Annotated in this window: 9 protein-coding genes; 8 read left to right on the top strand and 1 reads right to left on the bottom strand. The window is 67.8% G+C overall.

The window, feature by feature from the left end:
* Nucleotides 1-15: 15 nt before the first annotated feature.
* The 5 genes from FHJ30_RS07040 (at nucleotide 16) to FHJ30_RS07020 (ending at nucleotide 6,391) form a co-directional block, all read left to right on the top strand.
* Nucleotides 16-2,538, top strand: coding sequence for an MMPL family transporter (locus FHJ30_RS07040; RefSeq protein ID WP_139028587.1), 2,523 nt, complete (start codon nucleotides 16-18; stop codon nucleotides 2,536-2,538).
* A 9-nt stretch (nucleotides 2,539-2,547) separates the two neighbouring features.
* Nucleotides 2,548-3,195, top strand: coding sequence for a nucleoside triphosphate pyrophosphatase (locus tag FHJ30_RS07035; RefSeq protein WP_139028586.1), 648 nt, complete (start codon nucleotides 2,548-2,550; stop codon nucleotides 3,193-3,195).
* 155 nt (nucleotides 3,196-3,350) lie between these two features.
* A complete protein-coding gene (locus FHJ30_RS07030; protein ID WP_139028585.1) occupies nucleotides 3,351-5,162 on the top strand; it encodes a biotin carboxylase N-terminal domain-containing protein in 1,812 nt (603 codons plus the stop codon).
* Nucleotides 5,163-5,178: 16 nt separating this feature from the next.
* Nucleotides 5,179-5,613: a nuclear transport factor 2 family protein gene (locus FHJ30_RS07025; protein WP_139028584.1), complete on the top strand. Its 435-nt coding sequence runs from the start codon at nucleotides 5,179-5,181 to the stop codon at nucleotides 5,611-5,613.
* 46 nt (nucleotides 5,614-5,659) lie between these two features.
* Nucleotides 5,660-6,391 (top strand): glutamine amidotransferase, encoded by a 732-nt coding sequence (locus tag FHJ30_RS07020; RefSeq protein ID WP_139028583.1) that lies wholly within the window; start codon nucleotides 5,660-5,662, stop codon nucleotides 6,389-6,391.
* A 137-nt stretch (nucleotides 6,392-6,528) separates the two neighbouring features.
* Here the strand turns inward: FHJ30_RS07020 and FHJ30_RS07015 are convergent, their stop codons facing one another.
* Nucleotides 6,529-7,941: an MFS transporter gene (locus FHJ30_RS07015; RefSeq protein WP_139028582.1), complete on the bottom strand. Its 1,413-nt coding sequence runs from the start codon at nucleotides 7,939-7,941 to the stop codon at nucleotides 6,529-6,531.
* 286 nt (nucleotides 7,942-8,227) lie between these two features.
* Between FHJ30_RS07015 and FHJ30_RS07010 the strand changes: the two genes are divergently transcribed.
* Genes FHJ30_RS07010 through FHJ30_RS07000 form a run of 3 tightly spaced genes read left to right on the top strand, consistent with a single transcriptional unit; the run spans nucleotide 8,228 to nucleotide 13,474 of the window.
* Nucleotides 8,228-9,688 (top strand): MFS transporter, encoded by a 1,461-nt coding sequence (locus tag FHJ30_RS07010; RefSeq protein ID WP_139028581.1) that lies wholly within the window; start codon nucleotides 8,228-8,230, stop codon nucleotides 9,686-9,688.
* A gap of 1 nt (nucleotide 9,689) precedes the next feature.
* Nucleotides 9,690-11,918, top strand: a complete 2,229-nt coding sequence (locus tag FHJ30_RS07005) for a molybdopterin oxidoreductase family protein (RefSeq protein WP_139028580.1) — start codon at nucleotides 9,690-9,692, stop codon at nucleotides 11,916-11,918.
* A complete protein-coding gene (locus FHJ30_RS07000) occupies nucleotides 11,915-13,474 on the top strand; it encodes an FAD-dependent oxidoreductase (RefSeq protein ID WP_139028579.1) in 1,560 nt (519 codons plus the stop codon). Before FHJ30_RS07005 ends, FHJ30_RS07000 begins: the two co-directional genes overlap by 4 nt.
* The last annotated feature ends 13 nt before the right edge of the window (nucleotides 13,475-13,487 follow it).

The raw sequence follows: 13,487 nt of genomic DNA, 5'->3' as shown, positions 1-13,487 counted from the left end.
GATCGGTTTCCTCGCATGGCACTGTTCCTGTACCGCCTGGGCAAATTCTCCTACCGCCGGCGCTGGCTGGTCATCTCGCTCTGGCTCGCCGCCCTGGTTGCCGTGGGCGGCTCAGCCGCCGCCTTCCACGGCACGCTGTCCAACAACTTCCAGATCCCCGGCACCGAGACACAGCGGATCGCGGACAAGCTGAAGGAAGAGCTTCCCTCGGCATCCGGCGGCACCGCCACCATCGTCTTTGAAGCGCCCGACGGCGGTTTCACCGCCGGGAGCCGGGCCGCCGTCTCGGATGCCCTGGAGAAGCTGAAGACCGTGCAGGATGTCCGCGGCACCGTGGACCCCTTCGCCACCCAGGCGCAGGTGGACCAGGCCGGCAAGGCCATCACCGACGGCGAACAGCAGCTTGCCGCGGGCCAGGCACAGCTGGACGCCTCCCGCGTCCAGCTTGAAGCCGGCCAGGCACAGCTGGCCGCGGCAGAACAGCAGCTCACTGCGGCGGGCGCCCCTGCCGCCCTGATCGAAGCCCAGCTCGGCCAGCAGAAGGCCGCCCTGGCCGAAGGACAGGCCCGGCTCGACGCCGGCACCCGGGAGCTGGAAGCCGGCAAGGCAAAGCTCGAGCTGGGCAAGCGCCAGGCAGAGGCATCGTCCGCGATCCGCTTCGTCTCCGAAGACAACCAAGCCGCCGTGGCCCAGGTGCAGTTCAACACCTCCATCAACGGCCTCAGCCCGGAGGTCCGCCAGCAGGTCCAGGACATCGCCCATGAAACTTCCGCCGCCGGCGTCACAGCCTACGCGAGCAAGGAAATCACCGAGGATATCTCCGAACTCTTTGGCGCCGCCGAGGTCATCGGCATCGCCGTCGCCGCGCTGGTCCTGATCCTGATGCTGGGCACCCTGGTTGCCGCCGGCCTGCCGCTGCTGATGGCCATCGTGGGAGTCGGTGTGGGGGTCGGCATCACGTTCGCGCTGTCCGGCCTCTTCGACATGAGCTCCATTTCACCCATGCTGGCCCTGATGCTGGGACTGGCCGTGGGCATCGACTATTCCCTGTTCATCGTCAACCGGCACCGGACGCAGCTGCTCGCCGGAATGGACCCGGAGGAATCGGTGGCCCGGGCTACCGGCACGTCCGGCAATGCGGTGGTTTTCGCTGGCCTGACCGTGATTATCGCCCTGGCAGCGCTGGTAGTGCCCGGGCTGCCGTTCCTGGCGGTCATGGGCCTGGCCGCGGCGGGAACCGTGGCCGTGGCGGTCCTGGTGGCCATTACCCTGACTCCGGCCATGCTGTCCCTGATCGGCCGGCGCGTCATTTCCCGGCGGGCCTGGGCCAAGGCGGAGGCGCACAACGCCGAGCCCGGCCATGAGTCGGCCGATGAGGCAAAGGACCGCGAGCGCAGCACGCATGGCTGGGGCGGCCTCGTCACCCGGCACCCGGTGCTTGCGCTGGCGGCCGGGGTGCTCGTCCTCGGCACCCTCGCGCTTCCGGCCACCCAGCTGCAGCTTGCCCTGCCAGACGGCGGCTCGGAGCCGGTGGACTCCGAGGCCTACCAGGCCTACGACTTGACCGCGCGCAGCTTCGGCGAAGGCGTCACCGGCCCCATCGTGGCCGTGGGTGAATTCCCCGCCAACCTGGACGAGGCCCAGGCGCAGGCGCTGCAGTTTGACGTCGCTGACAAGCTCCGCGCCGTGGATAACGTGGTCGCCGCCGTGCCCGTCGCGCTCAGCGAGGACCGCCGCACCGCTGTCTTCCAGGTCATCCCCGAGGAAGGCCCGGCGAGCGCCAGTACCGTCCAGGTGGTGTCGGAGCTTCGCGGGCTGAACGGCGAAATCCAGTCCGGGTATGGCGTGGCAATGGGACTGACGGGCCAGACCGCCGGCAACGTGGACGTCTCCACGAAACTCGGCGATGCCCTGCCGCCCTACCTGGCCATCGTCGTCGGACTTTCCCTTGTCCTGCTCCTGCTTGTGTTCCGCTCCATCGTGGTGCCGCTGTTGGCAACCGGCGGATTCCTGCTCTCCCTCGCCGCGGCCTTCGGCGCCGTGGTGGCCGTGTACCAGTGGGGCTGGCTGGGTGGGGTCTTCGACGTCGCCAATCCCGGCGCCGTGCTGAGCTTCCTGCCCATCATCCTGATCGGCGTGCTGTTCGGCCTGGCCATGGACTACCAGGTGTTCATCGCCTCCGGAATGCGCGAGGCCTACATGCACGGCTCATCGGCCAAGGAGGCAGTCCGGGTGGGCTTCAGCCACGCTGCCGCCGTGGTCACCGCCGCCGCGATCATCATGGTCAGCGTCTTCGCCGGCTTCATCTTCAGCCACCTCACCATGGTGCGCCCGCTTGGCTTCGCCATGGCGTTCGGCGTGCTCCTGGACGCCTTCGTGGTGCGGATGACCATCGTTCCGGCCGTGATGTTCCTGCTGGGCGAAAAGTCCTGGTGGCTCCCCCGCTGGCTGGACCGGATCCTGCCGGACGTGGACGTGGAGGGCGCCAAGCTCAACCGGGCCGAGGCAGCACCGGCGTCCGGGGAACTGGTCCACTAGGCTGAAACTGTGCCCAGCCTGATTCTCGCTTCCCAGTCCCCCGCCCGCACCAAGCTCCTGGCCGAGGCCGGTATCCGCCACACAGTCCTGGTCTCGGACGTGGATGAGGACGCAGTCCAGGCCCGGTACGGCGTTACCGACCCCCATGACACCGCGCTGCTGCTTGCGCGGGCAAAGGCGGAAGCTGTGGCCGCCCTCCCGGAAGCGGAAGGGTCGCTGGTCCTCGGGTGCGATTCCGTGTTCGAGTTCGACGGCGAGGCACACGGCAAGCCGTACACCGCCGAAGTGGCCCGTGAGCGCATGCTCCGCATGAGCGGCAACACAGGGGTGCTGCACACGGGCCACTGGCTGGTGGACTGCCGGGACACGGATCCGGACGACGACGGCGGCGGGGAACAGGGTTCCGGCGCCACTTTGGGGACTGTCGCCTCAGCCGCGGTCTCCTTCCTGGAGATGGAACCGGCCGAGATCGATGCCTACATCGCCACCGGCGAACCGCTGCACTGCGCCGGGTCCTTCACCATCGACGGCCTGGGCGGAGCGTTCATCCGCAAGGTCGACGGCGACCCGCACACCGTCGTCGGGCTCTCCATATCCACGCTCCGGGACCTGCTGGCCTCGGCAAACGTGCGCATCACCGACCTCTGGCCCGCGTGACCGGGCCTGCGGCGCACGGAGGCAAAAGTGCCGCATTTCGCAACGTCTTGTAGCTTCCCTACAAAGGCTGGCCCGTTTACACGCGGATTCCGCAAGTAATATCGGCGGAACCTCCAAAACCGCGCTAGGCTCCCTGAAGGAAAGAAGGAGACGCCTTGTCAGCAAATTTGGAGCAGTCCGCAGGATCCACGCAGTCGACCCTCACAAAGGTGCTGATCGCCAACCGCGGTGAAATCGCCGTCCGCATCATCCGCGCCGCCCGTGACGAAGGCATTGCCTCCGTGGCCGTCTACGCGGACCCGGACCGGGACGCCCTGCACGTCCGCCTTGCTGACGAGGCCTACGCCCTGGGCGGGAACACCGCCGCCGAGTCCTACCTGGTGATGGACAAGATCATCGACGCCGCCCGCCAGTCCGGCGCCGACGCCATCCATCCCGGCTACGGCTTCCTGGCGGAAAACGCGCAATTCGCTGCCCGCGTCATCGACGCCGGCATCACATGGATCGGGCCCTCCCCGGAAGCCATCTCTGCACTGGGCGACAAGGTGCAGGCCCGGCACATCGCCGAGAAGGTAGGCGCTCCCCAGGTTCCCGGCACCGCCGATCCGGTGGAATCCGCCGAGGAAATCCTTGACTTCGTGGACCAGTACGGCCTGCCCGTGGCCATCAAGGCCGCTTTCGGCGGCGGCGGCCGCGGCATCAAGGTTGCCCGAACCCGCGAGGAAATCCCCGAACTGTTCGAATCCGCCGTTCGCGAGGCCACCGCCGCCTTCGGCCGCGGGGAGTGCTTCATCGAGCGCTTCCTGGACGCCCCCCGGCACGTTGAAACCCAGTGCCTGGCGGACGCCCACGGCAACGTGGTGGTCGTATCCACCCGCGATTGCTCCCTGCAGCGCCGCAACCAGAAACTGGTGGAGGAAGCCCCTGCCCCGTTCCTCACGGAGGAGCAGAACCGGCGCCTCTACGAATCCTCCAAGGCCATCCTCAAGGAGGCCAGCTACCTGGGCGCCGGCACCTGTGAATTCCTGGTGGGCCAGGACGGCACCATCTCCTTCCTCGAGGTCAACACCCGCCTGCAGGTGGAGCACTGCGTCTCCGAGGAAGTCACCGGCATCGACCTGGTGCGCGAGCAGTTCCGCCTGGCCCGCGGCGAAGAGCTGGGCTACGGCGACCCCGAAGTCCGGGGGCACTCCATCGAGTTCCGCATCACCGGCGAGGATCCGGGCCGGAACTTCATGCCCGCACCCGGGACCATCCGTGTCCTGAAGAACCCCACGGGCCCCGGCGTACGGATCGACTCGGGCATCGAACAGGGCGACGAGATCAGCGGCAACTTCGACTCCATGCTCTCCAAGCTGATCGTCACCGGCGCCACCCGCACCCAGGCACTGCAGCGCTCCCGGCGTGCACTCGAGGAGATGGTGGTTGAGGGCATCCCTACCGTCATCCCGTTCGACCTCGCAGTGGTTTCGGATCCGGCTTTCGCCCCGGCCGAGGGACCCTTCAAGGTCCACACCCGCTGGATTGAAACCGAGTTCGTCAATAACCTTCCGGCCTGGACGCCCGACGGCGCTGCCGGGACGGACGGCGCCGAAGAGCGCCAGCGCGTGGTGGTGGAAGTGGGCGGCAAGCGGCTCGAGGTGGTCCTGCCCGCCTCCCTCGGTTCCCTGGGAACGGGAGGCGCGGCAACGGCAGCCAAGCCCGCCAAATCGAAGAAGCGTTCACGCTCCGGCGGCCCCGCCGCTGCCACCGGCAACGCCCTCACCTCCCCCATGCAGGGCACCATCGTGAAGGTCGCCGTCGCCAACGGGGACGTTGTGGCCGAGGGAGACCTGGTGGTGGTCCTCGAGGCGATGAAGATGGAGCAGCCGCTGACCGCGCACCGCTCCGGAACCATCATCGGGCTCCAGGCATCCTCCGGTGAGACAGTGTCCGCCGGGGCCGTCATCGCCATCATCGAAGACTAAGCGGCGGAGGAAACCAATGCTGGCACCCAGTTTCCAGGAAGAGGTGGACCGCTACCACCTTGCCGTCCCCGAAATCACGCAGGGCAACCCGGGCCCCATCAAGGAGCTCTATTCGCAGCTCGACGACGTCACCCTGGCCAACCCGTTCGGCGGGATAGCCCGCGGCTGGGCGCAGGTGGAGGCCCGGCTGGACCAGGCTGCCCGGCAGTTCCAGGACGGCCAAATGCTCGGATTCGACACCATCTCGTCCTACACCGCCCGGGACACCGCCTACCTGGTGGAGACGGAACACTTCCGGGCACGCCTGGACGGTGCCCCGCTGGAGGAGTTCGCGCTCCGGGTCACCAGCATATTCCGGCGCGAGGAAGGCTACTGGAAGCTCGTGCACCGGCACGCGGATCCCGCCGCCCGGCCGCAGTCACGCCGCTCCCTCACCCAGCCTGCCAGCTAATCAGGGCCGGCTGGCAGGCCGGCCCGCAAACCTGCACACTTAGCAGATGCTGCCTTTCCTGCTCCTTGCCTCCCGGGCGGAGGATGCCGCCGCCGAGGACGAGTACGCTGCCTACCTTCGGTACGGCGGACTCGAGCCGCATGAGCTGGGAAGGGTACGCCTGGAAGCTGCGCCGCTGCCGGACCTGGACCTTTCCAACTATTCGGGCGTGATCGTAGGCGGCAGCCCCTTCACCTCCAGCGACCCGCCGGAACAGAAATCCGCCGTCCAGCACCGGGTGGAGCGCGAACTCTCGGGGCTCCTGGACGAGTTGGTGGCGCGGGACTTCCCGTTCCTGGGCGCCTGCTACGGCGTGGGCACCCTGGGAAGGCACCAGGGCGCCGTGATCGACAGGACCTACGGCGAGCCCTTGGGCGGGGTTGAGATCGAGCTGACGGACGCCGGACGCGAGGACCCGTTGCTGCAGGGACTGTCACCAACCTTTACGGCTTTCACCGGCCACAAGGAGGCGTGCACAGTCCTGCCGGCGCATGCCGTCCTGCTGGCCCGGTCCGCTGCCTGCCCGGTGCACATGTTCCGGATCCGGGGAAACCTCTATGCCACGCAGTTCCACCCGGAGCTGGACGCCGAAGGCCTCTGCACGCGCATCGACATCTACCGGCATGCCGGCTATTTCCCGCCCGAGTCAGCCGAACAGCTGATGGCGGACGCCCGGCAGTTCACTGCCACCGAGCCCATGAAAATCCTGCGCAACTTCGTTGCCCGCTACGCCCGCTGAGTTGCGGCAGCCCGCCGTCGTGCGTTCCTGCCCGGTTACTCCCGCGCCCACAGAAAAGTGCCCGGCACGATCCCCGAAGTTATGGGAATCATGCCGGGCACTTCAGCCACTAACTGGGCCGGAACGCACAGGATCCGTCAGGCCACGTTGTTCTCGTAGTCCAGGTCGCGGGTTTCCTTGCTCACGAACAGGGCAATGAGGGTCAGGACCGCCATGGCCGTCAGGTAGATGCCCACCAGGACCGGGCTGCCGTCCGCCAGTTCCCACAGCGCGACGGCGATGAAGGGTGCCACCGCCGCGCCGAGGATGCTGGAGAAGTTGTAGCTGACGGCTGAGCCGGTGTACCGGACGTTTGTCGGGAACAGTTCGGGCAGCAGCGCACCCATGGGCCCGAACGTAAGGCCCATCAGGGAGAAGCCGATCACCAGCAGCGCCATGGTGCCAATGAAACCGCCGCTGAACAGCGGGACGAACAGCAGGCCGAAGACGAAGATGCCGCCGGTAACGGCCAGGAGCATCTTGCGGCGGCCGTACTTCTCGGCCAGCGGGCCGGAGACCAGGGTAAAGATGCCGAAGAAGACGACGCCGGCGATCAGCATCCACAGGAAGTCGTTGCGGGTGTAGCCCAGGCCTGGCACGAACGCGGCGGCGGCCGCTTCCGTCATGGGCTTGCCGGCCTTTTCAGCCGCAGCCTTTGCAGCCTCCAGGCTGGCCGGGCGGGTGCCGTAGGTCAGGGTGAAGGTGGTCATCAGGTAGAACAGCACGTACGTGGCGAGCATGATGAAGGTACCCAGGATGAGCTGGCGCCAGCTGGTCTTGAACACCCGGCCCAGCGGCAGCTTGGCCACCTCGTTGGACTCGATCACCTTGGTGAAGGCCGGGGTTTCGATCAGCTTGAGGCGGACGTACAGGCCGATGATCACCATCACGGCGCTCAACAGGAACGGAACGCGCCAGCCCCAGGCCTGGAAATCGGCCGGGGAGAGTGAGTAGCTGAACACCAGGAAGATCACGTTGGCGATGATGAAGCCGATGGGGGCGCCCAGCTGCGGGAAGGTGCCGTAGATGGCGCGCTTGTTCGCGGGCGCATTCTCGGTGGCCAGGAGTGCAGCGCCGCTCCATTCACCGCCCAGGGCCAGGCCTTGGGCGAAGCGCATGACCACCAGCAGGGCCGGAGCCCAAAAGGCCCAGCCCGGAACCAGTGCGGTGGGCAGGCAGCCGATGAGGAAGGTGGCAATACCCATGGTCAGCAGGGATGCCACCAGCGTGCCCTTGCGGCCAAACTTGTCGCCGAAGTGGCCAAAGACGATTGAGCCGAGCGGACGGGCCACAAACGCCACACCGAACACCGCAAAGGAGCTCAGGAGCTGGGTTGTTTCGTTCTGGTTGGGGAAGAACAGCTGCGGGAAGACGAGCACCGCGGCCGTGGCGTAGACGTAGAAGTCGTAGAACTCGACTGTGGTGCCGATCAGGCTGGCTACGATCACGCGGCCCCGGGAGTTCACCGGCTGCGGGGATCCGGGCACCGTGGAGGTTTCGGTGGATGACATAGGTAAACGCTTTCGTGAGAACCGTCCGGACGCAGCAGTCGCGCGCCGGGTCGAAATAGTTAGAGTTCAATATTAGTTCCCGCGGTCCAGTCAATGGACAAAAGGTCCAGCATGCGGACATGTGCGATTCGTCCCATTTTTGCCGCCCCACGTCGGCCTCACCGGGCCTAACGGCAGGCCCCGGCCGTCGATAGGCAAATGTCACAGCGCGTTAACAAACATCGTCGGTCCGTGAAACGCGGCATCCCTACCTTGGAGGAACAACATCCCCCGAAGGAGGTACACCGTGACTGTTGATCGCACCGCTGATGCCGGCACCGGCAATTCCCTTGACCTCGACGTGCAAGGTCCCGCAGCCGCCAGCGCACAGCCCGGCACCACCCGCACCACAGACTCCCCCGCCCTTGAATTCCGCCCCGGCCGCTGGATCGCCAACTGGGATGCCGAGAACAAGGAGCAGTGGGAAACCGCAGGCCGCTCCATTGCCCGCCGCAACCTCAACTGGTCCATCTTCGCCGAGTTCCTCGGCTTCGTCGTATGGCAGCTCTGGTCCATCGTGGTGGTCCAGCTGCCCGCAGTCGGCTTCAACTTCTCCACCTCCGAGATTTTCTGGCTCATCTCCATGCCCAGCCTGGTGGGCGCAACCCTCCGCATCCCCTACACCTTCATGGTTCCCCGCTTCGGCGGCCGCAACTGGACCATCGTGTCCGCCCTGCTGCTCCTGATCCCCGCCATCGGCCTCGGGATCTGCGTGGCCAACCCGGAAACCCCGTTCGGCGTCATGCTGCTCGTGGCAGCCCTGGCCGGCTTCGGCGGAGGCAACTTTGCCAGCTCGATGGCCAACATCACGTTCTTCTACCCGGCCCGCGAAAAGGGCTGGGCCCTGGGCCTGAACGCCGCGGGCGGCAACATGGGTGCCGCCGTGGCACAGCTCGCCGTCCCGATTGTGATCACCCTGCTCGCCGTCGGCAGCGTCAACCTTCCCATGGCCGGCTGGATGTGGGTCCCCTTCATCCTGATCGCCGCATTCGGCGCCTTCAAATACATGGACAACCTCACCAGCGCCAAGGGTGACGTGGCCGGTTCTATCGCAGCGCTCAAGGAACCGCACCTGTGGATCATGGCACTGCTGTACATCGGCACCTTCGGTTCCTTCATCGGATTCGCCGGCGTCTTCCCCAAGCTCATCAAGGACTACTTCCCGGCCTTCTCCTCCATTGGAGTGGGCACCGTGGCACTGTCCCTCGCGTTCCTCGGTCCGCTGGTGGGTTCCCTGGCCCGGCCCTACGGCGGACGGATGGCTGACCGGATGGGCGGCGCCCGCATGACCATCGCGGCCTTCGCCTCCATGGCGGTGATCACCCTGACCATGATCTGGACCCTGCCGCTGAAGAACTTCTGGCTCTTCCTGGTCCTCTTCCTGATGCTCTTCACTGCCAGCGGCTTTGGAAACGGCGCCACCTACCGGATGATCCCGGTCATCTTCGCCACCTCCAGCCGGGCGGCACGCAACGGCGCCAACTCCGTAGCCACCCAGCGCCTGGCGTCCTCGGCACTTGGCCTCATTTCGGCCATCGGCGCCTACGGCGGCTTCGTGATCCCCCAGGTGCTGAACGCGTCGAACTCCGCCAGCGGCTCCTACACCCCCGCCTTCTACGGCTTCGTCGGGGCGTACGTCCTGATGCTGGTTGTCTGCTGGGCCTGCTACATCCGCAACGCCAACCGAAATGCGATGGGACACGTCTAACATGACCACAAGCGCCGACACGCACTGCCCTTACTGCGCCCTGCAGTGCGCCATGACGCTCACGTCTCCATCGGGACTGGCCCCGGCTTCCCAGCCGGGGCCAGTCCCCGTGCCTGCACCGCCTGTCCTGGACACCCGCACAACGGCTTCTCCCGCCCTTGGGGCGCCCCTCGAAGTCCAGGGCCGGGACTTCCCCACCAACCGCGGCGGCCTGTGCCGCAAAGGCTGGACCTCCCCCAGCCTCCTGAACCACGCCGGCCGGATCACCGAACCCCTGTTGAAAGGCCCGGACGGCGTCCACCGGCCCATCAGCTGGGACCACGCCCTGGACCTTGCGGTCGCCGCCGTGAAGGATGCCCGCGCACGCTACGGGGCGGACGCCGTCGGCGTTTTCGGTGGCGGTGGCCTCACCAACGAAAAGGCCTACATGCTGGGGAAGTTCGCCCGGCTCGCCTTGGGCACGTCCAGGATCGACTACAACGGCCGCTTCTGCATGTCCTCCGCCGCGGCTGCCGGGATGCGGGCCTTCGGTGTTGACCGCGGCCTGCCGTTCCCGCTGGAATCACTGGACAGCGCCAGCACCATTTTGATGCTGGGTTCCAATGTGGCCGAGACCATGCCTCCCTTTGTGCAGCACCTTAAGGGAACGCGCGACGCCGGCGGGCTGATTGTCGTCGATCCGCGCCGGTCCGCCACGGCTGCTTTCACGGCCGACGGCGGAGGCCTCCACCTCCAGCCCCTGCCGGGCACCGACCTGGCCCTCCTCCTGGGCATCTCCCACGTGGTCATCCACGAGAACCTGGTGGACACTTCCTACCTCGAGGAACGCACCTCCGGCTACAGCGCCGTAGCCCGCAGCGTCAACTCCTTCTGGCCCGAACGTGTCCAGTCCCTCACCGGCGTCCCGGCCGAACTCATCCGGGAAACAGCCCGCCGGCTCGCTGCAGGGGCCCGCGAGGGTGGCAGCTACATCCTCACGGGCCGGGGTGTGGAGCAGCATGTGGACGGCACCGATACCGCGACGGCTGCCATCAACCTGAGCCTCCTGCTGGGCCTGCCCGGCTCCGCCCGCAGCGGCTACGGCACCCTCACCGGCCAGGGCAACGGCCAGGGCGGCCGGGAACACGGCCAGAAGGCGGACCAGCTCCCCGGCTACCGCAAGATCACGGACCCCGCCGCGCGCGCCCATGTGGCCGGGGTGTGGGGCGTCCCCGAGGAGTTGATCCCCGGTCCCGGCCTGCCGGCCGTCCAGTTGCTTCAGTCACTGGGACAGCCCGACGGCGTCCGTTGCCTTTTCGTCCACGCCTCCAATATCGCTGTGGCTTCCCCCGATGCGAACGCTGTGATCCGGGGGCTCCGCAGCCTGGACTTCCTGATGGTCTGCGACTTCTTTATGTCCGAGACCGCGGCCGAGGCGGACCTCATCCTCCCGGTGCTCCAGTGGGCGGAAGAGGAAGGCACCCTGACCAACCTCGAAGGGCGGGTGCTTCGCCGCCGCCGTGCCCTGGCTCCCCCGCCGGGCGCCCGCAGCGAACTCTGGATCATGGCGCGGCTGGCCGAGGCCCTGAACGCACCGTCCACGTACAGCGAAGACCCCGAAGCCGTCTTCGAGGAACTCCGCCTGGCCTCCGCCGGCGGGCTGGCCGACTACTCGGGCATCGACTACGCCATGCTGGACCGCGGTGAAGCCGCCTACTGGCCGTACCCCGCCGGCAGCACCGGGACGCCGCGACTGTTCCAGGACGCTTTCGCGCATGCGGACGGCAAAGCCGTGATGGTCCCGGTGACGCCGCGCCGCCGTCGTACTCCTGCCGCGTCCCCTGACCCGGCTGCCAAAACCATGACCCTGATCACCGGCCGCCTCCTGGAGCACTACCAGTCCGGCGCACAGACCCGTCGGGTGCCTGAGCTGCTGGCAGCGCAGCCGGAGGCGGCCGCGCAGATCCACCCGGCAGCCGCGGCATCCATGGGCATCACCGAGGGCGCACTCGTTTCGGTGGCCAACGAGCGCGGCGAGGTGGTGTGCCGTGCCCAGCTCAGCAACGCCATCCGCCCTGAGACGGTCTTCCTGCCCTTCCACTTCCCCGAGCTGGAGAGCGCCAACCGCCTCACGGAGGCCGCCACGGACCCCATCTCCGGGATGCCCGAATTCAAATTCAACACCGTGTGGGTCCTGCCCGTGGCCGTTCCCCTCTCCACCAACATGCTGCAAACGACGGAGGCCTCATGAGCGAGCAGATTGTCATTGTGGGATTCGGCCCGGTGGCCGCCCGGCTGGTGGACGAACTCCTGCCCGCGGTCCGCACCGGCCGGGCAACCCTGACCGTGGTGGGCGAGGAAGCGGAAGCGGCGTACAACCGCGTGCTGGTGGCCGACCTCGGAGTGGGCCGGACCACGGCCGAGGCCCTGGCACTGTCCGACGCCCCGGCCTTGGCCGGCGACGGGGTGGACGTCCGTCTCGGCCTCCGCGTCCGCAGGGTGGACCGGGCCCGGCAGCAGGTCATCCTCTCCGACGGCGCCGCCGTCCACTACGACCGGCTGGTCTTTGCCACCGGCTCACGCCCGGTGATTCCCAACCTCACCGGCATCAACCCGGACCCCACCCACCCGGTCCTTCCGCCAGGCGTCACGGCGCTGCGTGACCTGCGTGACGCCGGCGTGCTGCGGCAGGCAGTGGAGGGCGGCAAGCGGGTGGTGGTCCTGGGCGGCGGCGTGCTGGGCCTGGAGACGGCCCTGGCGGCGGCCGAAGAGGGCGCCACCGTCACTGTGGTCCATAACGGCCCGCACCCCCTGGGCCGCAACATCGACCGCGGCGGTGGCGCGGTCCTGGCCGCCAGCCTCCGCCGCTGCGGCGTGCGGATGGCCGGCAACGCCCGTTCCACCGGCGTGGAGCACAACGCGCCCGACGGCGGTTTCTCGGCTTTGCTGCTGGACGACGGCTCCGCGATTGACGGCGACCTCCTGGTGCTGTCCTGCGGCGTCCGTCCCCGCACGGAGCTGGCCGAGGGCTGCGGGCTCTCCACGTCCGCCGGAATCCTGGTGGACCACAAGCTCCGCGCCCACCACGAGCCGCACATCTTCGCCATTGGTGACTGCGCAGAGGTGCGCTGCCCGGACCCGGGCTGCCCGTCCTGCCGCAACGCCAAAGGACCCTCAGGGCTGGTGGGGCCGGGCTGGCGGCAGGCCGAGTGGCTGGCCGAATACCTGACGCTCCTGGCAGCGGGCACCCCGGAGGAAGCCGAACTCCTGCCGACGCTGCCTGCGGAGCAGCCAGGCGTCATCGTCCTGAAGGCGCGCGGCATGAACATGGCCGTGGCCGGCGACAATTCTGCCGAGCCATGGGACGAGGACGCCCTGTCCGCCGGTGCCGTGAACGGGCGGCCGCGGCTCCACGTTGCCCAGTGGGCTGATCCGGAACATGGCCGCTACGTGAAGATGACCACCCGCGGCGGCGTCCTGGAAGGCCTTGTGGCCGTGGGAATGCCCCGGACCGCCGCCGAGCTCGTGGGGCTGTTCGAACGCAGCGCCGAACTGCCGGCAGACCGGTCCCTCCTCCTTCGCCTGGACGGCCCGGACCAGCTGCCGGGTGCCGGCGCCGATCCCCAGGGGACGGTGTGCCGGTGCGCCGGCGTCAGCGGAACCGCCATCCAGGATGCGGTAGCTGAAGGCTGCTCCACCGTGGCCGAAGTGTCCAAGGCAACCCGTGCCGGCACGGGTTGCGGAGGCTGCCACGAGGACATCAAGGGACTCATCGAAAAACACTTCCAGGCGGTTCCGGCCGCCTGAACTCCGGCCCGGT

The organism is Arthrobacter sp. BB-1 (assembly GCF_006151685.1).
GTDB lineage: Bacteria > Actinomycetota > Actinomycetes > Actinomycetales > Micrococcaceae > Arthrobacter.
This window is presented reverse-complemented; position numbering and strand designations above follow the sequence as displayed.

Excerpts from the sequence above, each read along its gene's own strand:
- FHJ30_RS07040 (WP_139028587.1), top strand. The coding sequence starts at position 16 with ATGGCACTGTTCCTGTACCGCCTGGGCAAATTCTCCTACCGCCGGCGC.
- FHJ30_RS07025 (WP_139028584.1), top strand. The coding sequence starts at position 5,179 with ATGCTGGCACCCAGTTTCCAGGAAGAGGTGGACCGCTACCACCTTGCC.
- FHJ30_RS07020 (WP_139028583.1), top strand. The coding sequence starts at position 5,660 with ATGCTGCCTTTCCTGCTCCTTGCCTCCCGGGCGGAGGATGCCGCCGCC.
- FHJ30_RS07015 (WP_139028582.1), bottom strand. The coding sequence starts at position 7,941 with ATGTCATCCACCGAAACCTCCACGGTGCCCGGATCCCCGCAGCCGGTG.
- FHJ30_RS07005 (WP_139028580.1), top strand. The coding sequence starts at position 9,690 with ATGACCACAAGCGCCGACACGCACTGCCCTTACTGCGCCCTGCAGTGC.
- FHJ30_RS07000 (WP_139028579.1), top strand. The coding sequence starts at position 11,915 with ATGAGCGAGCAGATTGTCATTGTGGGATTCGGCCCGGTGGCCGCCCGG.